Source organism: Streptomyces sp. NPDC047130, assembly GCF_040643475.1.
Classification (GTDB): domain Bacteria; phylum Actinomycetota; class Actinomycetes; order Streptomycetales; family Streptomycetaceae; genus Streptomyces.
This window is the reverse complement of record NZ_JBEYUK010000004.1, coordinates 250759-272600: the sequence shown is the minus strand read 5'-3', so window position 1 is coordinate 272600 and position 21842 is coordinate 250759. Positions and strand designations below refer to the sequence as shown.

Below are 21842 nucleotides of genomic sequence, written 5' to 3'. Positions count from 1 at the left end.
GGGGCGGACGGGGCGCACGAGCGGTGGTACGGGGGCGACGGGACGTCTCAGATGCCGACCGAGGGGGCTTCCTTCGCCTTCTCGGTCACCGGCTCCGTCCCGGGTGCCGCGGAGACCCGGCGCCACCGGACGCCGAGCAGCAGGGCCCTGAGGTTCTCGTCCACCGTCATGGCGATCATCACGCCGAGGATGGCCAGACCGAGCGGCAGCGACAGGACGTAGGCCAGGGGGATGAACACACCCCACAGCACCAGGATCCCGGTCACGGCGGGGTAGTTGACCTCGCCGACGGCACGCAGGCTGCTCGCCGTGGTCATGATGAGCGAGGAACCCGGAAGGTAGAGCAGGCCGCACCACAGGAGGAGCCGGCCCGCCTCGGCGACGTCCGGGGAATCGGTGAAGGCGTCCATGATCACGCCGCTCGACAGCGCGGCCGCGATCGCCAGCACGAACGCGGCCACGACTCCCCCGAGACGGGTCGCCCGGGAGACCCGCCGGATGCGCTCCCAGTCTCCGGCCCCGGCGAGGTAGCCGACCGTGATCTGCAGGCCCTGGGAGAGCGCGGACGAGACCATGCCGATCATGTTCGTGATGCTCAACGTGTACATACGGGCGGCGAGTTCGCTGTCCCCGATCGCGGAGATGATCCGGGTGGTGACGATCTGCGCGCCCTGCCAGAACGCGGGCTCGAGCATGGTGGGCAGCGAGACGGCGGCGAGAAGCGCGGCGTGCGCCTTCACCTGCCGCGCGTCGGCGGGCCGGCGGAAGCGGATCCGGACGTGCCGCAGCACCAGCCAGACGCTGAACAGCAGACCGGCTCCGGTGGCGAGCGCCGTGGACAGGGCGACACCCCGGACGCCCCATTGCGGCCCGGCGGGGAGCAGGACCAGGAAGCCGATCAGGACGATGTTGACGACGTTGGTGAACATCGCGGCGTACATCGCCGCCCGGGTGCGGCCGTTCGCGGCCAGCACGCCGCCCAGCATCGCCACCAGCGAGTGGATCAGGCAGCTCCCGCCGACGATCTGCAGGAAGGTCGTGCCGTAGGCCAGGTGCTGCCCCCGCAGCCCCAGCAGCCCCGCCACGTCCTCGGCCCACAGGTACAGCGCGGCGCTCACGGCCACGCCCAGCAGGACGTGGAGGCCCAGAGCCACCGAATAACACTCCTGGGCCTTCTTGACGTCCCCCTTCCCGAGCATGCGGGCATACACGAGGCTGCCGCCCTGCCCCATGAAGGAGAACATCATCAGCACGAATGTCGTGACGGTGTTCACCGATCCCACGGACCCCGCCGCGGCATCCGAAACCATTCCCAGGGCCCAGATGTCCACGAGCCCCATGCAATAGGTGAAAGCTAATTGAATAAATATCGGCCAGCTGAGGGAGAGAACCCCGATATTCACCTTTGACGGCACGGTGATGCTTTCCCCGTTTCCCCCCGACCGGAACCCGGCCCCCGAATTGCCGCGAATGCGAACGCGCCGAAGAGTATCGACACGCGGCACCGATCCGGAAGTGTGTTCCACATCCGGGGCGCCCGCACTCCGGTCTTCGGCCAGAGGCGACGGGTCCGGTGGGAACACGTCGACGTCACTCGCCGCGACGTCGAGGTGCGGCGAAACCAGCCGTAAGCCGGACGAACCCGCCAGGGCGGCGGAGCGTCGCCCGCCCGCGTCGCTGACGGGCTGTGACGGCGCGACCGGGCCAGCATGGCCGATCCTCACCGCCTCCGGTCGGCCACCGGGGACCTCGGAGCGTGACGGACAAGGACTCGCCAAGAACCGCTCCCTACAGTCGACGGCGTGATCCAGTCGAAGGGTGCGGGGTCGATGAAGAGGGCGGACACCCAGGAGAATCAGGAGAAACAGGAGAAGCAGGAGAACCAGGAGGCCCAGGACGTCCAGGACGTCCAGGACGTCCAGGAGGCGGGCTCCCGCTCGGGCGGGCTGCTCCGGCGCGCGTTGACGGCCGTGCTGTTCCTGGGCATGGCCGCGGCGGTGGTGTGGTTCGTACGCGGTCAGGACTGGTCGGTCCTGGCCACCTCGATGCGCGGCCGGTCGCCGGAGTCCTTCGCGATGTGGATCGGACTGGCGCTGCTCGCCAACGTCGCCGCTCTGCTGGCGTCCCTGCTCGCCTGGTGGTCGATGCTGTCGGCCGCGAGCGCGGACGTCGCGCCCCGGACCGACGGCGGCGGGCTCACAGCGGTGGGCGCCGCACGGATCTTCTTCGTCGGCCAGTTCGCCAAGTACGTGCCGGGCAAGGTCTTCGGCCTCGTGCTGAGCGTGCGGATGGGGCAGGCGATGGGCGTACCGCCCGCCCGGACGGCGACCGCGTGGCTGCTGACACTGGTGATCGGGCTGCTGACCGCGGCCGCCGCCGGCATGGTGGCCGGGCCGCAGGTGCTCGGCGGGTCGCAGCTGTGGCTGGTGTCCGCGTCGCTCGTGCCGCTCGTGGCCCTCCTGCTGCGGCCGCGGCTCGTCAACGACGCCGCCACATGGGTGGCACGGCTGCGCAAGCGCCCTCCGCCCGCGGTGGCGCTGCCGGGACACGTCATCCGCCGCAACGTGCTGGTGCAGGCGGTCTCCTGGCTGTTCGGCGGGCTCCACCTGTGGTGCCTCGCCATGGCGCTGGGCGCCCCGGCCGCCCGTGCGCTCCCCCTGTGCGTCGGCGCGTTCGCCCTGGGCGCGACCGCCGGGGTGTTCGCGTTCTTCACACCCGACGGGCTGGGGGTGCGGGAGGTGATCCTGGTGAGCGCGCTCGGCACGGTCCTTCCGCTGCCGGCGGCGGCCGCGGTGGCGGTCGTCAGCCGACTGGTGGTGGCGGTGAGCGAACTGGTCACCGGCGGTGTCGGTCTGGCGGTGACCGAGGTACTGCGGCGGCGCGCGAGTGCCCGGGCGGCGCACGCGTCCGGACGGCCCGGAAGCGGGGACAAGGTACGGCCAAGCGGTGCGCGGCTAGGTTCGCCACCGCCCCATCGCACGTCGTCCACGGCCGAGAAGATGATCCGGAGGAGCAATGGCTGAGGTACCACTGGTTTCCATCGTCATTCCGAACTACAACTACGCCCGGACCCTCGGGGCCTGCATCGAGGCCGCCCAGGCACAGACCTACCCCGCCGTCGAGGTCATCGTGGCGGACGACTGCAGCACCGACGACTCCGTCGCCGTCGCGCGCCGCACGGGGGCGACGGCGCTGGAGAGCCCCGTCAACCGCGGTGTCTCCAGCGCGCGCAACCTGGGGGCGGAGGCGGCACGCGGCGAGGTGCTCTTCTTCGTCGACTCCGACGTCGCCCTGGCTCCCGACGCGGTGGCCAAGGCGGTGGAGTTCCTCGACGCCGACCCCGGCCTCGGCGCCATCTGCGGCATGTACCAGGCGGAGTCGCTGTTCCCGGACAGCTTCGTCAAGAAGTACCGGGCGATCCAGCAGTACGTGTGGTTCACCGAGATCGACGGTCCGATCCCCGGCCTGCACTCGGCGCTCTTCGCCATCCGGACCTCCGTGTTCCGGGAGATCGGTCCGTTCAACGACCGGCTGCGCTGGACCGAGGAGCAGGACTACGGCTTCCGCCTCAACGAGCGCTACGCCGTGTGGGCGACGGCGGCCATCCGCGGCCGCCACGACCACGACGGCACGCTGCGCGTCATGCTGACGAAGGTCTTCCAGCGCACCCGGATCGGCGCCCCCAACTGGGTGCGGCTGCGGGCTCTGCCGGGCGGCGCCGGCACGAGCTACCGCGCGCTCGGCAGCGGTTTCGTCCTCGCGGCGGCGCTCAGCCTCCTGGGTGTGCTGCTCCTCGGCCCCCCGGCCCTGCTCGCGACGGCCGTGGCGCTCGCCGTCGGAGTGGCACTCGATTGGCGAACCTACGCCTACGCGTACCGGCACCATGGCATGCTGTTCGGGTTTCGGTTCGCGCTCCTTCACCTGCTGGTGACGCTGACCTCCGCGATCGCCGCCGGCATCGGAATCCTGCAGGGCGTGCTGTTTCCCGGCTCGGTGCGTCGCCTCTACCGCGTGAACACCCCCGCTTGACCATCCCCACAAGGCTGAGGAAAGCATGAACTTAACCATCGACAGTTCCACCGCGGACGTGCTGGCCGGGGTCGACCTGCACGGAAAGCTGGCCGTGGTGACCGGAGGCTACTCCGGTCTGGGCCTGGCCACGACCCGGGCCCTGGTGGACGCCGGCGCGCAGGTGGTGGTGCCGGCCCGCCGCCCGGACCTCGCGCGGGAGGCCCTCCACGGCCTGGCCGCCGAGGTCGACGAGATGGATCTCGCCGATCTGAAGAGCGTGGACGGCTTCGCCGACCGCCTGCTGGCGTCGGGCCGCACCATCGACATCGTCATCAACAGCGCCGGCGTCATGGCCGTGCCGGAGACACGGGTCGGGCCGGGCTGGGAAGCGCACTTCGCCATCAACCACCTCGGGCACTTCGCGCTGGTGAACCGGCTGTTCCCGGCGATCGCCGAGGGCGGGCGCGTGGTGGCGGTCTCGTCGGGCGTCAGCCCCACCGGAACCATCCAGTGGGACGACGTGCACTTCGAGCAGGGGTACGACCGGTGGGCGGCCTACGCGCAGTCGAAGCTGGCCAACGCGCTGTTCGCCGCCCAGCTCGATCTGCTCGGCCGCGCGGCGGGCGTGCACGCGTACTCGGTGAACCCCGGATACATCCTCACACCGCTCCAGCGGCACCTGACCAAGGACGAGATGATCGCCGCGGGCTGGATCGACGAGGCCGGAAGGCCCCTGCTGCCCGAGTTCCGGGCGCCCGAGCAGGGCGCCGCCACCCAGGTGTGGGCGGCGACCTCGCCGGAGCTGGCCGAGGCGGGCGGCTCCTACCTGCAGCACTGCGTGGTGACCCGCCGGTTCGACCAGCCGGCGGACCGCGAGCAGGCCGCCCGGCTCTGGGCCTTGTCGGCCGAACTGACCGGGGTGGACGCGTTCGCCGCGGCGGACGGCTCCGGCCCACGATGACCTCGCCGGAGGTGACACCGCGTCACGGCGCGGCAGGGGGTGCGCCGGTCCCTGCCCGGTAGCGCACCCCGCCGGGCGGCGTCCGGTCCGCGCACCGGACCGGACGCCGCCCGCGGCCCTCGGAACCGCCGCGCGCCCACGCCCCGTCACGACCGCACCGGCCGGCGCCGTGTCGCCACAGTCCCTGTTCACGGACAGGGACTTCTTCGTGCGGTACCGCGGTCGCCCGGGTCCGGGAAATCACGCATTGCGCCCGGGCAGGTCCGGCGGCCGGATTGCCGAGCACGGGTCCCGGCCCGTCCGGGCGTTAATTTCCTTACCACTTTCGAACCGAGAGGACGCCCTCCGCGTACCGAACTCGAAATATGCTGGGCGACTACGCGCCCGGATCGATAGAATTCTGTCACGAAGGCATGGTCCACCGAGTGTCCGGTCGATTGGCGTACGCCGCCGAGCCACCCCTCGGCGTCGCGCGGGGCGCTCGACCTGATTGACGGAGAGACGCGTCGACGACGCCGCGTTTCCCTCATCAGGACTCATCCTTCGACGGCCCGGAAGGTGACTCGATGGGAACAGCACACTTACGGCCGCCGGGGTCGCCGACGCTCATGCGGCGGCCCTCCGCCCCTTCCCACCGCGCGTCCGCCTCGTGTCGGACCCGGGAGATCACCCTGTTGACGCGGTGAGGCAGACCTCGCCCCGAGGACACCCCGCCGCACGGCGCCCGGCTGCACGGCCGGCCGCCGACAGACCCGCAGGAAGCACTCGACTTGCCCTTACCCCGGAGGCGTCTGCCTCATTGCCGTGGAGCGAACGTGACTGGTTCTGAACGCGCACTCGTGTCAGTGATCGTCCCCTGCTACAACAGCACGAAGACCATCGCCCTGTGCGTGGAGTCGGTCCTCGCCCAGACGTACGCACGTGTCGAGCTGATCGTCGTGGACGACTGCAGCACCGACGGGACGGCCTCGGTGGCCGAGAGGTACGACTGCACCGTCGTCCGGCTGGCCGAGAACTCCGGCGCCGGCATCGCACGGAACCGCGGCATCGCCGCCAGCAACGGCGATGTCCTCTTCTTCCTCGATTCCGACGTCGCCCTGGCGCCGGACGCCGTGGCGAACGCCGTCCGCGTCTTCGAGGAGAACCCCGCGAGCGGCGCCGTCTGGGGTGTCTACGGGGACCGGCCGCTCGTGAACGACGGCATCGTCGAGCAGGTACAGGTCCTGCACGGGCACTTCCGGCAGATCCAGCCCCGCCCCGTGCTCACCGGGCACTTCGCGGTCGGGGCGATCCGCCGCCGGGTCGTCGAGGCGATCGGCGGCTTCGACGAGCGGCTCACCGGGCAGTGGGCCAACGAGGACCACGAGTACGGCCTGCGGATCGCCGAGCACTTCCCGGTGGCCCGTGCGGTCGACGTCGTGGGCTACCACGACGACGACGACCGGATGTCCTCGGTGCTCCGCAAGCGCTTCGGCCGGGCCGTCTCGCTGGTGCCCCTGATCCTCCTCCAGCGCGATCTCAAGCCGGAGCGGGAGGCCTTGCACCGGCCGCCCGAGATCCTGGCCATCACCCTCACCACGGCGACCCTGGCGTTGCCGTTCCTCACGCCCGCCCTCGCGGTCCTGCCCGCGGCCGGCCTCGCGTGGTTCCTCTGGGTGAACCTCCCGCTGCTCGGCTACGTCCGGCGTGCCGCCGGATGGCGCGTGGTCCTGGTGACGACGGCGCTGAACTACCTCTACGGCCTCGCCGTCTCGGCGGGCGGTGCGACCGGGGCACTGCGCTATCTCGTCGATCCTGCCTTCCGGCGGCGTTACCGCACGGTTCCCGCGGCCGCGTGATCCGCGCCCGGTCCGAGGCACCGGCACCGGCACCGGCACTGGCACTGGCACTGGCACTGGCACTGGCACTGGCACTGGCACGACACCACGCCGGGGGCGACACCGGTTCATTTGTATATAGGGGGAGACAGTGAAAGTTGGCCTGCTCGGATCGATACATGTAGAAGTGGCCGGCCGGCCGGTGGACGTGGGGCCGCAGCAGCGGCGCCTGGTGCTGGCGGCGTTGGCCGTCGACGCGGGCAACCCCGTCTCCATCGACGTCCTGACCGAACGGGTCTGGGGTCAGGACACGCCCGACGCACCGCACAGCGCCCTCTACGCCCACATCACCCGGCTCCGGAACTTCCTGGCGGAGGCGGCGCGGACCGAAGGACCCCGTGAGAGACCGGTCGCCCTGGTCAAGAACGCGCAGGGCTACGTCCTGGAGATCGACCGGCAGGACGTGGACCTGCACCGCATCGCGTCCCTCGCGGACGGCGCGCGCGTCGCGAACCCGGAACTCCGTCTGCTCGCCCTGCGTGAGGCGATGGCCCTCTGGCGTGGACAGCCGCTGGCGAACCTGGCGGGCTACTGGGCCGGCACGGTCCGCCGGAACGCCGCATCGCAGTTCGTGGGCGTCGCGAGCGAGTGGGCCGCCGCGGAGCTGCGCCTGGGCAACGCCCAGGTCGTCGCCGACCGGCTGGTCGAGCTCCTGAGCTCCCATCCGCTCGCCGAACCGCTGGCGGAGTGGTACATGCGCGCGCTGTGCGCGCTCGGCCGCACCTCCGAGGCGCTGCAGTACTACGCCACCGTGCGCGAGCGGATCGGCGAGCAGTTGGGGCACGAGCCAGGCCCGCGGCTGCGGGACGTCCACATGGCCCTGTTACGCGGCGATCTCGACACCCACCACCGGCCCGTCACCGTCCGGTCGGCGCCGCTGCCCCGGCAGCTCCCCAGCAACGTGGCGCACTTCGTCGGCCGCACCGAGGAACTGGCCTGGCTCCGGGACGCGCTCACCGCGGTGGAGCCCGGGGCGGCGGCCCCGCTGGTGAGCGTCCACGGAGCCGCCGGTGTCGGGAAGTCGGCCCTCTCCATCCACGCCGCGCACCAGCTCGCCCATCACTTCCCCGAGGGCCAGGTCTACGTCGAGCTCGGCGGGAGCAGCACCGGTGTGCCACCGCTGACGCCCTCCGAGGCGCTGGCCCGTCTGTTCCGCACCCTCGGCGCGGACGCGCCGCCGCCGGCCATGCAGCCGGACGAGGCCGCCGCCCAGCTCCGCTCCCTGGTGGCGGGGCGGAAGATGCTCCTGGTGCTGGACAACGCCTCCGACTCGGACCAGATCAGGCCGCTGCTGCTGCACGGGGCGGGCTGCGGCGTGATCGTCACGAGCAGGCAGCCGCTGGCGGCGCTGGGCGGGGTCGGTCAGTTACCCGTCAGGCCGCTGGAGGTGGACGAGGCCGTCACGCTCCTCGGCCGGCTGGCGGGCGCCGAGCGCGTCGCCGCGGAACGCGCCACGGCCGCGGCGATCGTGAAGCTGTGCCAGTGCCTGCCGCTCGCGGTGACCACCGCGGCGGCCCGCCTCGCGGCCCGGCCGAGCTGGCCCCTCGCCGAGCTGCACTCCCGCCTGGCCGACGAGGCACGGCGGCTCGACAACCTCGAGATCGAGGGCATGGGCATGCGGGCCAGTCTGTCCGGCTCCTACCAGCGCCTGAACGAGAACGCCGACCCGGCCAACCGCGCGGCCGCCCAGGCCTTCAAGGTGCTCAGCGGGTACAGCCAGCCGGTGGTGACCCTGTCGGACGCCGCGCAGCTGCTCCGCGAGTCCAGTGCGCGCGCCGAGCTGTTCCTGGAGCGGCTGGTCGACGCCCAGCTCCTGGAGACGGTCGCTCCGGGCCTCTACCAGATGAACGATCTCCTGCGGCTGTTCGCCCAGGAGTGCTGAACGGCCCGGGCCCCCGGCGGCGCCGGACCGGTCGCGGCAGCCCGTCCGCGACCGGTCCGGCGCCGGCCGGTCCTCACACCATCTCGTGCCTGACGAACTCGCGCAGCCAGGCCCTGAAGTCCGGTCCCAGGTCCGCGCGCCCGCACGCCAGGCGGACGGTGGCGCGCAGGTAGTCGGCACGGTCACCGGTGTCGTAGCGACGGCCGCGGAAGACGACACCGTGTACGGGCCCGCCCAGGGACGGGTCGGCGGCCATGGCCTGCAGGGCGTCGGTGAGCTGGATCTCGCCGCCGCGTCCCGGTTCCGTCTTGCGCAGCACCTCGAAGACGCCGGGGTCCAGCAGGTAGCGCCCGATGATCGCCAGGTTGCTGGGGGCGTCCGCCGGCCGGGGCTTCTCCACCAGGCCGGTGATGAGGACGTCGTCGCCGCACGGGGTGGCCGCCACGCTGCCGTAGAGGTGGATCTGGGACGGGTCGACCTCCAGCAGGGCGACGACACTGCCTCCGTGCCGCCGCTGCACGTCGATCATGCGGCTGAGCAGCGGGTCCCGCGGGTCGATCATGTCGTCGCCGAGCAGCACCGCGAAGGGCTGGTCGCCCACGTGCGCCTCCGCGCACAGCACGGCATGGCCGAGGCCTCTGGGCGCCCCCTGGCGGACGTAGTGGATGTCGGCCAGCTCGCCGGAGGCCCGCACCTCGTCGAGTCTGGCGATGTCGCCCTTGTGGCGCAGGACCTCCTCGAGTTCGAGGTTGCGGTCGAAGTGGTCCTCGAGGGAGCGCTTGTTCCGCCCGGTGACCACCAGGACGTCCGAGAGGCCCGCCGTGACGGCCTCCTCGATGACGTACTGGATCGCGGGCTTGTCGACCACCGGCAGCATTTCCTTGGGGGTGGCCTTCGTGGCGGGCAGGAAACGGGTTCCGAGGCCGGCGGCGGGGACGACCGCCTTGGTGACCCTGGGTCCTCGCCCGGATGCGTGGCTCACGCCTGGACTCCTTTCAGGACCGCTTCGTAGCGGTCGAGGCAGCTCTCCGAACCGAACAGGTCTCTGGCGCGTGCCGCGCCGCGCTCCCTCGCGGACGCGTCCCAGGCGAGCGTCTCCAGGAGGGCGTCGCGCAGGGCCGCGGGGTCACGCGGCGGGACGACGGCGCCCATGCCGGTGGCGGTCACGGGGTAGCGGCCGCCCGGCAGGTCGGTCGTGACCGAGGGGACGCCGCACATCATCGCCTCGGCCTGGGCGATCCCGAAGGACTCCGCGACCGAGGGCAGGGCGAAGACGTCGATCGAGGCGTAGAAGTCGTCGATCTGCTGTCCCCGCAGCAGCCCCAGGATGCTGATGCGGGGGTCGCGCCGGGCGGCCCGGCGGACCTCGTCGATGACGCTGCCGCCCGCCACGGTCAGGTAGTCGCCGCCTATCAGCAGCCGGGCGTCGGGGTCGGTGATGTCGTCGAAGGCGGCGAGCAGGTAGGACAGTCCCTTGTCGGCCACGATGCGTCCGAGGAAGCCGATGTGCGGCCCGGACGTCGTGCGGTACCCGGGTGATCCCCCTCGCCGGTCGAGACACGGGGCCGCTATCGGGTAGCGCTTCGCCCTGCGCAGCGACGGCCACATCCGGGAGTGCTCGGCCTGGTCGTCGCTGTTCACCACGACGGCCGCGGAGCGGCGCAGTGTGATCGCCGAGGAGACCCGCACCGCCGCTGTCGCGGCCCGGGCCACCAGGCCGGGCGGAAGCCAGAGGTCGATGTGGTAGGTCGACACGACGGGGACCTCCGGCCGCAGCCCCGTGATGAGGCCGGCCTCGAGCATCGGCAGGTGCAGGTGCAGCACCCGCGAACGCCGGGAGAGCCGGCGCACCGTGGCGGCGAACGAGGGGCTGACCAGCCCGCGGCCGATCGTGGCGACGACCGGGCACCGGTGGACGTCCACGCCTCCCAGGCGTTCGCGCAACGGCAGTGCCGGATCGTGACGGGTGGCGACGACGGCCACCTTCCACCCGCGGGCGGCGAGTCCCTCGGCGACGACCCGGGCGGTCTCGGTGAGGCCGCTCACGTAGGGCGCGTAGTAGTTGACCGCGATGCAGACGTCGTAGGTCACAGGGCACTCGCCAGGAAGGTCGCGGCCAGGACCGTGAGCCACAGGCCGAAGTTGAGTCGCATCTGCCGGTCGCGCACGAGGTCCTCGACCGGGTCGCCACCGGAGCGCTCCACGATGAGCATCTGCAGGTAGCGGGTGACGTGGAACGCCGCGAACGGGAAGCTGAGCGCCGCTCCCGCCTTTCCGTACGGCGCCTCCAACTGCCACAACGCCGCCACGTAGCAGACCAGGGCCGCCACGAGGTTCAGGACCACGACGTGGTCCAGGAAGGGCACCGTGTAGGCCGACAGCGCCGGCCGGTGCTTCTCCCCGGTCACCTGCGGATCGGCCAGTTCGTGTCGTCGCTTGCCCAGGGACAGCGCCACGGAGGCGCAGTAGACGCAGATGAGCAGCAGCGGCTGGATGTCCAGACCGGCGGCGAGCGCTCCGGCCAGCACCCGCAGAACGAAGCCGACGGCGACCACGGACACGTCGACGAGGGGCTGGTGCTTGAGGGTGAGGGTGTACCAGATGTTCATGGCGACGTAGGACGCGAGCACCAGTGCGGCCAGGGGAGGGACGGCCAGGAGCAGTCCCGCCGTGGCGAGCAGCAGCGCGGTGAGCACGGCCTGGGCGCCCCGGACGCCCACGTGTCCGCTCGCGATCGGCCGCAGCCGCTTCACCGGGTGCAGCCGGTCGGCCGCGCGGTCGCGCAGGTCGTTGAGGACGTACACGGCGGAGGAGGCGGACAGGAACGCCAGCAGGGTCAGGCCGATCGGCGCGAGGTGCGGGAGCGCCGCGGCCGGCCCGGCCGTCACCGGGATCACCAGCACCAGGACGCTCTTGAGCCAGTGGCGTGGCCGCAGCAGGGCCACGTAGGCCTGTAACTGTCTCAGCCGCCCGGTGTCGATCGGCGGTCCCACGGCGTCGAGCGCGAGCCTGTCCGTTTCCACGTAGTGATCCACGAGCGTCTCCCCTTTCATGCCGGTCGGTCAGAAAAATGCCTTGGTGAGACTCAGCGCTCCCTGGCGCCACGGGTCGCGGTGGGTACGGCCGGCGGCGCCCCGGCGCGTGTGGCCCGTGCTCTGCCACCACCGGTACGTCCTGAGCAGCGACTCGGTGTTGCTGAGCCGGGGGGCGAACCCCAGCTGGTCACGGGCCTTGTCCAGCGACACGTAGGAGTCACGGGTCAGCTTGTGCACCAGCCGCCGGTACACCGGGGAGAGGCGCAGGGCCGCGAGGGCACGCAGCGCCACCACGGCCGGCCCGACCGGAACGGTGACGACCCGGCGTCCGTGCCCCGCCTCGTCCAGCACCGCCTGGAAGTCGTCGCGGAGCGAGGTGAACTCGGCGGCGGCTATGTTGAAGGTGTCGTTCACGGCGTCGTCGGGCCCCTCGCACGCCTGCCGGATCGCGTCGCAGAGGTCGTCCACGTCCAGCATCTGGGCAGCGGCGTGGCCGCCCCCCAGCAGGGGGAAGTTGCGCCCCTCGTCGGCCCACTCGAACAACATCGCGAACAGCCCCAGCCGCTCCGGGCCGAGGAACGTCTTGGGCCGCAGCACCGGGACGCAGAGCCCCTGCCTCCGTGCCCGCAGGACGACCTCCTCCGCGGCCAGCTTGGCGGCGGAGTACGGGTCCACCGGCTCGCAGGGATAGTCCTCCGGGGTGGGGCAGTGGCGGGGCAGACCGTATACGGCGGTCGACGAGATGTGCACGAGGCGCTGCACGCCCACGCGACGGGCGGCCCCGACGACCGCGGCCGTTCCGTCCACGTCGACCGAGCGGATGTCCTCGGCCCGGTGGCTCGGCAGGGCGGCGGCCGAGTGGACGACCACGTCGGCGTCGCGGAACACCTTGGCCAGGGCCTCCGTGTCCCGGACGTCGGCCCGGACGAACCGGGCGCGGTCACGGGCACGTGGAGCGAGGGGGCGGACGTCGACGCCCGTCCAGCTGACGCCGGGCCAGGGCCGGGTCAGCAGGGCGGTGCCGAGCATCCCGGCCGCCCCGGTGACGACAATGTTCATCTCGCGTCCCTTTCGTCGAGTACCCGCCGCACGCGCCGTGCCGCCGTGGCGCCGTGGCGCCGAGGAGGACCTGCTCGCCGTCCTGTGCCGCCGCGGCCACGGGTGACGGGCGTCCGCTCTCGTCGGCTCGTCCGCCGGACCAGGACGGAAATGTACGGGCCGGTCGATTGCCCCGGTCTTGGCGGCGGCCCCAAGACCGGGGCAAGGTCCCGGTGCCAGACTCGGCGGACCGACAGCACCGATCGCCGGGAAGAAGGGTGAGTCCGTGAGCGAGACCGCGACGGTCGAAACGTCCACCGCCTCGGGCGAGCGGCCGGACCCGGACGGCGGGGCGCCGGCGGGCCGGCTCGGCCTGCGCGCACGCCTCGCGGTCTTCCTCTGCGTCGCGTGGCTGGCCTTCGTCGTGCTGCACCGTCTGCTCAGCAACCGGTTCTACTGGTGGGGCACCTTCGACCTGGTGCCGCCCCTGGCCTTCGCCCTCGTACCGCCGGTCCTGGCGGCCGTGGCGCAGCTGGCGCCGCGCGTGCGGTGGCGTCTGACCGCGGCGCCGGTGCTCGCGCTGGTGCTCGGCATGGGCGGCTCCGGGCTCAACTTCGGGTCCCTCTGGTACTCGCCGCCGCCGGCACCGCCCGAGGCGGTCAAGCTGTTCACCTGGAACACCCAGTACTGGGATCAGGACCTGCAGCCCGGTGGTCCGCACACCACCGACGACTTCTACGCGTTCCTCCGCGATCAGCGTGCCGACGTCTACATGCTGCAGGAGTACGCCCGCGTGGACATGACCCGCACGCACTGGGCGCAGGCCCGCGCGATCGATCAGCTCGACCGGCTGCGGCGGGAGTTCCCCGGCTACGAGGTCGTGATCGAGGGACGCAACGTCACCCTCTCCCGCCTCCCGGTCGTGGGCCGCAGCTGGCTGGACACCACCCGGTGGCTGCCGGCCGACCTCAAGGAGGTCCCGGCGGCACTGCGCAGCCGGCCCCTCTTCTACTCCTCGCAGACGCAGCGGACCGACATCCTGGTCGACGGCGAGGTCGTGTCCTTCTACAACTCCCACCTGTTCCAGCCGCCGCAGCGCATGATGCGGCTCCAGAACGGCCCCGAGGGCAGCATGTTCGAGGTCGACCGGCTCAACCACGAGATGCGCAGGGCCAGTTACCGGGCCCTCCAGGAGGACGTCGAGCGGAACCCCCACCGGATCGTTCTCGGTGGCGACCTCAACACCTCGCCCTCGATGGGCATCAGGTCGATGATCCCCGACCGGCTCGTCGACCACACGCGGGTGCTCCCGTCGCTCTATCCGGTCTCCTGGGAGACCGGCAGGCCGTGGTGGCGGCTGGACTGGCTCTTCACGACCTCGGACGTCGCCGTGTCGCGCTACGAGCTGCTCGACTCCCGCGGCCTCTCCGACCACCGGGCCCAGAGCATCACGCTCTGGCCCCGCTGACCCGCCCACGGCCCTGCCCCCGGGCCCCCGGCCCGGCACGGGCGTGACGCGGCGGCCGGGACGCTCCCGGAGCGGCCTGCGGGCGGCGGCCGGTCAGGACGACTGGCGGACCACCAGCTGGGTCGGCAGCACCGTCTGCGGGCGGCGGGCCCGGGGGGAGAGCGACGCCGGCCGCGGGCCGCGGGGGGCCGTGGAGGTCTCCTCCAGGAGCAGGTGCGTCATGACCCGGCCCATCCCGCTGATCGGCTGCCGCACGCTGGTGAGCGGCGGGTCCATGTGGCGGGCGATCACCGAGTCGTCGTAGCCGACCAGGGCCACGTCCTCGGGGATGCGCCGCCCCGCCTCGCGCAGCACCTGCCGGGCTCCGGCCGCGGTGACGTCGGAGGCGGCGAAGACGGCGTCCAGGTCCGGCCGGCGCTTCAGCAGCGCGGCCATGGCACGGCGTCCGCCCTCCTCCGAGAAGTCGCCGGGCTCGATCAGCCCCTCGTCCTCCTCGATGCCCGCCTCGGCGAGGGCGGTCCGGTACCCCTCGGCGCGGCGCTGGGCTCCGTACACGTCCAGGCGCCCCGTGATGTGGGCGATCCGGCGCCGGCCCCGCTGGATCAGGTGCGCGGTGGCGGAGCGGCCGCCGCCGTGGTTGTCGGAGTCGACGGAGGCCAGCGGCTCGTCCGCGGAGCGGGGGCCGCTGATGACGGCGGGGATGCCGAGCTCGGCGACCATGTCGGGCAGCGGGTCGTCGGCGTGCACCGAGACCAGCAGGACGCCGTCCACCCGGTGCGCGGCCAGGTACTGGGCGAGGCGCTGCCGCTCGCGGTCGTTGCCCGCGAATATCAGCAGCAGCTGCATCTCGGTGTCCGAGAGGGCGCTGCCGACGCCGCGCAGCATGTCGGAGAAGTACGGCTCGGCGAAGAAGCGGGTCTCCGGCTCCGGGACCACCAGGGCGATGGCGTCCGACCGGTTGGCGGCCAGCGCGCGGGCCGCCGTGTTGGGCACGTAGCCGAGTTCGGCGACCGCCGCCTCCACGGCGGCCCGGGTCGTCTCGCTGACGCTGGGCGAGCCGTTGATCACGCGCGAGACCGTGCCGCGGCCGACGCCCGCCCGGGCCGCGACCTCCTCAAGGGTGGGTCGCCCGCCGCCTCGGCCCCGTCCGTGACCCGCCATCCGCCGCCTCCTGTTCGTACCGATCCTGGAATCTAACAGCCGTGCCCGCCCCCGCCGGGGCCGACCGCCGTCCGTCCCGCACCGGGAGCGCTCCCGGTCCTGCCGGCCGCAGCGGGGAGAACCGGTCTACGCGCGGAGCACCAAGTATCGCCAGCACCCCGCTCGTTGACCGGGTTCTCCCCATTCGGTAACACACTGATAACCCCCGCAAGATCCCGGCGTCACTTCCCTTGACACCCCTGCCGCGAGCCGGGACTCTTCAAGACATCACCACTGGGAGCGCTCCCACAGGCTTCCACGCTACCTGACCCAAACCCAACCCACGCGTTCCCCGCCCGCGCCGCAGCAGGAAGATCAGAGGCCGCCAGTGGCCTTTGGCCCGGGGGGTCGGCACGTCAGGGCAATCAGGAGGGACGACCATGCGCGCCATTCGAACCGCCCGCTCCCGGGCAGTGGTTCTCGCCACGGTCGCGGCGCTCGGCGCCGGGCTGCTGGCCGGCTGCGCCGATGACGGCAAGGACGAGGAGAGCACCTCGTCCGGCAGCGCCGACGGCAAGACCGTGATCACGCTCGGTCTGTTCGGCACGTTCGGCTTCAAGGAGGCGGGGCTCTACGCCGAGTACGAGAAGCTGAACCCGGACATTCAGATCAAGGAAACGGTGATCGAGCGCAACGAGAACTACTACCCGGCGCTCGTCAACCACCTGACCACCGGCAGCGGCCTCCAGGACATCCAGGGCGTCGAGGTCGGCAACATCGCGGAGATCACCGCCACCCAGGGCGACAAGCTGGTCGACCTCTCGAAGTACGGCAAGCAGGCCGACTTCCTCGACTGGAAGTGGCAGCAGGGCACCACCAAGGGCGGGCAGACGGTCGGCCTCGGCACGGACATCGGCCCGATGGCGGTCTGCTACCGCAAGGACCTCTTCGAGAAGGCCGGCCTGCCCACCGACCGCGAGGAGCTCGCGAAGCTGTGGGAGGGCGACTGGGCGAAGTTCATCGACGTCGGCCGCGACTTCCAGAAGAACGCCCCCAAGGGCGTCACCTTCATCGACTCCCCCGGCGGCCTGCTGAACGCCGTCCTCTCCAGTGAGACCGAGAAGTTCTACGACGCCAAGGGCGAGGTCGTCTACAAGACCAACCCGGCGGTCAAGGACGGCTTCACCCTCACGGCGGAGGCAGCGGAGGAGGGCCTGATCGGCAAGCAGGTCCAGTTCCAGCCCGCCTGGGACACCACCATCGCCAACTCCCAGTTCGCGGCCATGCCGTCCTGCCCGCCGTGGATGCTCGGCTACATCGAGAGCAAGTCGAAGCCGGAGTCCGCGGGCAAGTGGGACGTCGCCAAGGCGCCCAAGGCCGGCAACTGGGGCGGTTCCTTCCTGTCCGTCCCGAAGGCCGGCAAGAACACCGAGGAGGCCGCCAAGCTGGCCGCCTGGCTGACCGCCCCGGAGCAGCAGGCGAAGCTCTTCGCCAAGCGCGGGTCCTTCCCGAGCGCCCCGTCCACCTACGAGGGCGACGACGTCCTGGGCGCCAAGAACAAGATGACCGGTGACGCGCCGATCGGCGAGATCTTCGCCGCGGCCGCCGAGACCGCCCCGGAGCAGTTCATCGGCCCGAAGGACCAGATCATCCAGCAGGGTCTGACCGACAACGGCGTGATCCTGATCAGCCAGGGCAAGACCGCCGAGCAGGCCTGGTCCAACGCGGTCAAGACCATCGACAACAACCTGGAGAAGTGACCGGTATGTCTTCCCGGCACTCCGTCGCCGCGTCCCCCGTCAAGGGGGGCGCGGCCCCGGCCGGTTCGCCTCCGGCCGGCAGCGCCCCGGACGACGAGCGGCGCCGGGCCAAGCTGTCCCGCCGCTGGCAGCGGGACCTGCGCTGGAGCCCTTACGCCTTCGTCGCCCCGTTCTTCGTCCTGTTCGTCGCCTTCGGCCTGTTCCCGCTGCTCTACACCGGCTGGGCGTCGCTCCACACGGTGGAGCTGACCGCGCCCACCGACATGGAGTGGGCCGGCCTGCGGAACTACACCCGCATCTTCGACGACGAGTTCTTCTGGAACGCGGCCCGCAACACCCTGATCATCGGCGTCATCTCGACCGTCCCGCAGCTGGCCATGGCGATGGGCATCGCCCACCTGCTCAACTACAAGCTGCGCGCGTCGACCTTCTGGCGCGTCGCCATGCTCGCCCCGTACGCCACCTCCGTGGCGGCGGCCGCGCTGGTCTTCGTGATGCTCTTCGGCCGCGACTACGGCGTGATCAACTGGGCGCTGGGACTGGTCGGCTTCGACCCGGTCGACTGGCAGAACGACAGCTGGGCGTCCAAGCTGGCGGTCTCCGTCATCGTCATCTGGCGCTGGACCGGCTACAACGCGCTGATCTACCTGGCGGCGATGCAGGCGATCCCGCAGGACCTGTACGAGTCGGCGGCGCTCGACGGAGCCTCCCGGTGGCGGCAGTTCTTCCACGTGACGCTGCCCTCGCTGCGGCCGACCATCCTGTTCACCGTGGTGGTCTCCACCATCGGCGCCACCCAGATCTTCGGCGAGCCGCTGCTCTTCGACGCCAGCAAGGGCGCCTCGGGCGGCTCGACCCACCAGTTCCAGACCCTCGGCCTCTACCTGTACGAGCAGGGCTGGGTGAACCAGCACCTGGGCCGCGCCTCGGCGATCGCCTGGTCGATGTTCGCGATCCTGATCGTGATCGGGTTGCTGAACTCCGTCATCTCGCGCCGGCTGCGCGCCAGTAGTTAAGGAGACCCGGCCGTGACGACGACCCTGACCCCGCCGCAGCAACCGACGCCCCGGAAGGAGCCGGACGCCAAGGCCACCCGCAGGACCCGCGGACCGCGTTCCGCCCGGGCCGGCGGCCACTTCCACGCGGGCCCGCTGACCTATGTGATCCTCGGCCTGTTCACCGTCGGCTCGCTCTTCCCGCTGTTCTGGACGGCGGTGGCGGCCTCCCGTGACAACGCCCGGCTGGCCCAGACGCCGCCGCCCCTGTGGTTCGGATCCAATCTCGGCGACAAGCTCGCCGTGGCCTGGAAGGACGCCAACCTGGGCGAGGCCTTCCTCAACACCGCCTTCGTGTCGGGCACCTCGGCGCTGGTGACGTGCTTCCTGTCGGCCATGGCCGGCTTCGCGTTCGCCAAGCTGCGGTTCAAGGGCCGCAACGCGCTGCTGCTCGTCGTGATCGGCACCATGATGGTGCCGCCGCAGCTCAGCGTGATCCCGCTCTACATGATGGTGGCCAAGCTGGACTGGTCCGACCAGCTCCAGGCCGTGCTGCTGCCGTCGCTGATCAACGCGTTCGGCGTGTTCTTCATGCGCCAGTACCTGACCCAGGCGCTGCCCGACGAACTGGTCGAGGCCGCCCGGGTGGACGGCGCCAGCACCTGGCGCATCCTGTGGCACATCGTCTTCCCCGTGGCCCGGCCCGCCATGGCGGTGCTGGCCATGCTCAAGTTCGTGGAGACCTGGAACGACTTCCTCTGGCCGTTCCTCGTCCTCACCCAGCACGGGAGCCCGACCGTGCAGGTGGCGGTGGCCGGTCTCGGCCGCGGCTTCACCCCCGACCAGGCCCTCATCATGGCCGGTGCGCTGCTCGGCACACTGCCGCTGCTGCTCGTCTTCCTGATCTTCGGCAAGCAGATCGTGGGCGGCATCATGCAGGGCGCCGTCAAGGGCTGACCGTGCCGCGGGGCCGGTCCTGCCACGGGTGACCGGCCCCGCGTCCCCCGCCCTTCCTTCCCCTTCCGCCCACGGTCCCCGCCGTGACCACTCATGGGAGCGCTTCCATGCCCGATTCCGCTCAGGTCTCCTTCCCCTCCGACTTCCTCTGGGGCTCGGCCACCTCCTCGTACCAGATCGAGGGCGCCGTCCGCGAGGACGGCCGCACGCCCTCCATCTGGGACACCTTCAGTCATACGCCCGGCAAGACGCACAACGGCGAGCACGGCGACACCGCGGTGGACCACTACCACCGCTACCGCGAGGACGTCGCCCTCATGGCGGACCTGGGCCTCAACACCTACCGGTTCTCCGTCGCCTGGCCCCGGGTCCAGCCCACCGGCCGCGGCCCGGCCGTCCAGAAGGGCCTGGACTTCTACCGCCGCCTGGTCGACGAGCTGCTCGAGAAGGGCATCGCCCCCGCCGTCACCCTCTACCACTGGGACCTCCCCCAGGAGCTCGAGGACGCCGGCGGCTGGCCGGCCCGCGAGACGGCCTACCGGTTCGCCGAGTACGCCGCGATCGTCGGCGAGGCCCTGGGCGACCGGGTGGAGCGGTGGATCACCCTCAACGAGCCCTGGTGCGCGGCCTTCCTCGGCTACAGCTCCGGCGTCCACGCCCCCGGCCGCACCGACGGCGAGCTCGCCCTGCGCGCCGCGCACACCCTCAACCTGGCCCACGGCCTGGGCACCTCGGCGCTGCGCGCGGCGATGCCGGCCCGCAACACGGTCGCCGTGGCGCTCAACTCGCACGTGGTGCGCACCGTGTCCGACGACCCGCGGGACCTGGAGGCCGGCCGCCGGATCGACGACCTGGCCAACGGCATCTTCCACGGCCCGATGCTGCACGGCGCCTACCCGGAGACGCTGTTCACCGCCACCGCCTCGGTCACCGACTGGTCCTTCGTCGAGGAGGGCGACCTCAAGGCGATCCACCAGCCGCTGGACGCGCTGGGCCTCAACTACTACACCCCGGCCCTGGTGGGGCACGCCGGCTCCGCCCCGGCCGACGCCCCCCACAGCGACGCGCACGGCACCGGCGCGCACTCGCCGTGGCCGAGCGCCGAGGACATCGTCTTCCACCAGGTCCCCGGCGAGCAGACCGCGATGGGCTGGACCGTGGACGCGACCGGCCTCTACGACCTGCTCAAGCGCTACGACGACGAGGCCCCGGGCCTGCCGCTCTACATCACCGAGAACGGCGCCGCCTACGACGACCGGATGGACGCCGACGGCCAGGTGCGCGACCACGAGCGCATCGCCTACCTGCACTCCCACCTGTCCCACGTGCGCCGGGCGATGGCCGACGGCGTGAACGTGCGCGGGTACTACCTGTGGTCGCTGATGGACAACTTCGAGTGGGCGTACGGCTACTCGAAGCGGTTCGGCATGGTCTACGTCGACTACGAGACGCTGGAGCGCACCCCCAAGGCGAGCGCCCTGTGGTACGCGCAGGCCGCCCGGACCGGCACGCTCGCCGACCCGGCGCCGCTCGCCGACCCGGTGCCGGACGCCGGCTGAGGCCACCGGGGCGGCCCGCGCGAGGGGACGGGCCGCCCCGTGACGTGCGGCGCCGGGCCTTCGTCCGCTCCCTAGCGGAAGACGGAGGCGGGAGGCGCGGGTGAGGCCACGGCGGTGGCGTCGGTGACGGGGGCCGCGCCGCCGGTGAAGTCGAGCAGGGCGCGGCCGTGCTCCACCCGCGCGGTGTGGGGGTCGCCGGCCGCGCGGCGGGTCAGTTCGGCGACGGGCAGCGGCGCGTCGGAGGCGACCAGCACGGCGTTGCCGAACCGCCGCCCGCGCAGCACCGCGGGTTCCGCGATCAGCGCCAGTTCGGTGAAGCGGGCGGCGGCGGTGGCGATCTGACCGCGCAGGAACGCGAGCGGGGCGCCGTCGGCGATGTTGGCCACGTACCGCCCGCCCGGGGCGAGGGCGCGGCGTACGTCGTCCAGGAACTCCACCGAGGTGAGGTGCGCGGGTGTGCGGGCGCCACCGAACACGTCGGCGACGACCAGGTCGGCCCGGCCGTCCGGGGCCTTGGCCAGGCCCGCGCGGGCGTCCGCGGTGCGGACCCGCACCCGGGCGGCGGGGTCCAGGGGCAGCTCGCGGCGCACCAGCTCCACGAGGCGCGCGTCGCGTTCCACGACCTGCTGGGTGGAACGGGGCCGGGTCGCCGCGACGTACCTCGCCAGCGTGAACGCGCCGCCGCCGAGGTGGAGGGCGCCCACCGGCCTGCCCGGCGGGGCGGCGAGGTCGATGACGTGGCCGATGCGGCGCTGGTAGGTGAACGAGAGGTGGGTGGGGTCGTCCAGGTCGACGTGCGACTGGGGCGCCCCGTCGACGGTGAGCGTCCACGCGCGCGGGCGCTCGCGGTCCGGCACCAGCTCGGCGGTTCCTCCGTCGACCTCCGCGGTGACCACCGCCGCGGCCGCGCCGCCCCGCACCTTCCTGCCCATGCGCCCATTGTCCTCCCCCGCGGCACGACCGACGGAGCGCCCCCGGCCGAAGCCGCCCCGGCCACCGGCACGGCCCCGCCGCGCGGCGGGGAGCGGGGGCTGACCTTCGCACGGCTGTCACCCCTGGCAGGGATCCGGGGAGCACCTCCTCGCGGTTGCCGACCTCGGCGGGGAGCAGGGGAGTGCTTACTCGCAGCCGCCGGCCTGGCAGAGAAGCCAGGTAAGGC

General features: G+C 72.0%; 17 protein-coding genes. 10 read left to right on the top strand and 7 right to left on the bottom strand.

Annotated features, from left to right (window positions below):
- Positions 1-47: 47 nt before the first annotated feature.
- Complete coding sequence (locus ABZ836_RS08570) at positions 48-1403, bottom strand: MATE family efflux transporter (protein WP_361140703.1); 1356 nt, start codon at positions 1401-1403, stop codon at positions 48-50.
- Between the two features lie 399 nt (positions 1404-1802).
- On the opposite strand from ABZ836_RS08570, the gene ABZ836_RS08565 reads away from it, so the two are divergent.
- From ABZ836_RS08565 to ABZ836_RS08545, 5 genes are all read left to right on the top strand, one after another.
- Complete coding sequence (locus ABZ836_RS08565) at positions 1803-3023, top strand: lysylphosphatidylglycerol synthase transmembrane domain-containing protein (RefSeq protein ID WP_361140700.1); 1221 nt, start codon at positions 1803-1805, stop codon at positions 3021-3023.
- Positions 3016-4029 (top strand): glycosyltransferase family A protein, encoded by a 1014-nt coding sequence (locus ABZ836_RS08560; RefSeq protein WP_361140697.1) that lies wholly within the window; start codon positions 3016-3018, stop codon positions 4027-4029. The genes ABZ836_RS08565 and ABZ836_RS08560 overlap by 8 nt, the downstream gene beginning before the upstream one ends.
- A 25-nt stretch (positions 4030-4054) precedes the next feature.
- Positions 4055-4972, top strand: coding sequence for an oxidoreductase (locus ABZ836_RS08555; protein WP_356135616.1), 918 nt, complete (start codon positions 4055-4057; stop codon positions 4970-4972).
- An 839-nt stretch (positions 4973-5811) separates the two neighbouring features.
- Positions 5812-6810 (top strand): glycosyltransferase, encoded by a 999-nt coding sequence (locus tag ABZ836_RS08550; RefSeq protein WP_356135615.1) that lies wholly within the window; start codon positions 5812-5814, stop codon positions 6808-6810.
- Between the two features lie 166 nt (positions 6811-6976).
- On the top strand, positions 6977-8731 hold the full coding sequence (locus ABZ836_RS08545) for a BTAD domain-containing putative transcriptional regulator (RefSeq protein WP_356135613.1): 1755 nt from the start codon (positions 6977-6979) through the stop codon (positions 8729-8731).
- 73 nt (positions 8732-8804) lie between these two features.
- Here ABZ836_RS08545 and galU read toward each other — a convergent pair whose 3' ends face one another.
- Genes galU through ABZ836_RS08525 form a run of 4 tightly spaced genes read right to left on the bottom strand, consistent with a single transcriptional unit; the run spans position 8805 to position 12825 of the window.
- Positions 8805-9713: a UTP--glucose-1-phosphate uridylyltransferase GalU gene (gene galU, locus ABZ836_RS08540; protein ID WP_361140693.1), complete on the bottom strand. Its 909-nt coding sequence runs from the start codon at positions 9711-9713 to the stop codon at positions 8805-8807.
- A complete protein-coding gene (locus ABZ836_RS08535; protein WP_361140690.1) occupies positions 9710-10822 on the bottom strand; it encodes a glycosyltransferase family 4 protein in 1113 nt (370 codons plus the stop codon). The genes galU and ABZ836_RS08535 overlap by 4 nt, the downstream gene beginning before the upstream one ends.
- On the bottom strand, positions 10819-11754 hold the full coding sequence (locus ABZ836_RS08530; RefSeq protein ID WP_356135607.1) for a UbiA family prenyltransferase: 936 nt from the start codon (positions 11752-11754) through the stop codon (positions 10819-10821). The genes ABZ836_RS08535 and ABZ836_RS08530 overlap by 4 nt, the downstream gene beginning before the upstream one ends.
- 39 nt (positions 11755-11793) lie before the next feature.
- Entirely contained in the window at positions 11794-12825 is a 1032-nt protein-coding gene (locus ABZ836_RS08525; RefSeq protein ID WP_361140687.1) for an NAD-dependent epimerase/dehydratase family protein, read from the bottom strand.
- Between the two features lie 265 nt (positions 12826-13090).
- Here ABZ836_RS08525 and ABZ836_RS08520 point away from each other — a divergent pair, with 265 nt between their 5' ends.
- Entirely contained in the window at positions 13091-14272 is a 1182-nt protein-coding gene (locus ABZ836_RS08520) for an endonuclease/exonuclease/phosphatase family protein (RefSeq protein WP_361140684.1), read from the top strand.
- A gap of 93 nt (positions 14273-14365) precedes the next feature.
- Here ABZ836_RS08520 and ABZ836_RS08515 read toward each other — a convergent pair whose 3' ends face one another.
- The gene (locus ABZ836_RS08515) at positions 14366-15433 is read right to left on the bottom strand and encodes a LacI family DNA-binding transcriptional regulator (RefSeq protein ID WP_361140681.1); all 1068 of its coding nucleotides are present in this window, start codon (positions 15431-15433) and stop codon (positions 14366-14368) included.
- A 419-nt stretch (positions 15434-15852) separates the two neighbouring features.
- Between ABZ836_RS08515 and ABZ836_RS08510 the strand changes: the two genes are divergently transcribed.
- The 4 genes from ABZ836_RS08510 (at position 15853) to ABZ836_RS08495 (ending at position 20683) form a co-directional block, all read left to right on the top strand.
- The gene (locus tag ABZ836_RS08510) at positions 15853-17172 is read left to right on the top strand and encodes an extracellular solute-binding protein (RefSeq protein WP_361140678.1); all 1320 of its coding nucleotides are present in this window, start codon (positions 15853-15855) and stop codon (positions 17170-17172) included.
- Positions 17173-17177: 5 nt separating this feature from the next.
- Positions 17178-18188, top strand: a complete 1011-nt coding sequence (locus tag ABZ836_RS08505; protein WP_356135594.1) for a sugar ABC transporter permease — start codon at positions 17178-17180, stop codon at positions 18186-18188.
- A 24-nt stretch (positions 18189-18212) separates the two neighbouring features.
- Positions 18213-19124 (top strand): carbohydrate ABC transporter permease, encoded by a 912-nt coding sequence (locus ABZ836_RS08500; RefSeq protein WP_356135778.1) that lies wholly within the window; start codon positions 18213-18215, stop codon positions 19122-19124.
- A gap of 107 nt (positions 19125-19231) precedes the next feature.
- A complete protein-coding gene (locus ABZ836_RS08495) occupies positions 19232-20683 on the top strand; it encodes a beta-glucosidase (protein ID WP_361140675.1) in 1452 nt (483 codons plus the stop codon).
- A gap of 71 nt (positions 20684-20754) precedes the next feature.
- Here the strand turns inward: ABZ836_RS08495 and ABZ836_RS08490 are convergent, their stop codons facing one another.
- Entirely contained in the window at positions 20755-21615 is an 861-nt protein-coding gene (locus tag ABZ836_RS08490; protein WP_356135590.1) for a fused MFS/spermidine synthase, read from the bottom strand.
- Positions 21616-21842: the final 227 nt, after the last annotated feature.

Bases quoted from the DNA above. Each gene is read 5' to 3' on its own strand.
- ABZ836_RS08525 (WP_361140687.1), bottom strand. From the start codon at position 12,825: ATGAACATTGTCGTCACCGGGGCGGCCGGGATGCTCGGCACCGCCCTG.
- ABZ836_RS08490 (WP_356135590.1), bottom strand. From the start codon at position 21,615: ATGGGCAGGAAGGTGCGGGGCGGCGCGGCCGCGGCGGTGGTCACCGCG.
- ABZ836_RS08510 (WP_361140678.1), top strand. From the start codon at position 15,853: ATGCGCGCCATTCGAACCGCCCGCTCCCGGGCAGTGGTTCTCGCCACG.
- ABZ836_RS08560 (WP_361140697.1), top strand. From the start codon at position 3,016: ATGGCTGAGGTACCACTGGTTTCCATCGTCATTCCGAACTACAACTAC.
- ABZ836_RS08505 (WP_356135594.1), top strand. From the start codon at position 17,178: ATGTCTTCCCGGCACTCCGTCGCCGCGTCCCCCGTCAAGGGGGGCGCG.
- ABZ836_RS08555 (WP_356135616.1), top strand. From the start codon at position 4,055: ATGAACTTAACCATCGACAGTTCCACCGCGGACGTGCTGGCCGGGGTC.
- ABZ836_RS08515 (WP_361140681.1), bottom strand. From the start codon at position 15,433: ATGGCGGGTCACGGACGGGGCCGAGGCGGCGGGCGACCCACCCTTGAG.
- ABZ836_RS08495 (WP_361140675.1), top strand. From the start codon at position 19,232: ATGCCCGATTCCGCTCAGGTCTCCTTCCCCTCCGACTTCCTCTGGGGC.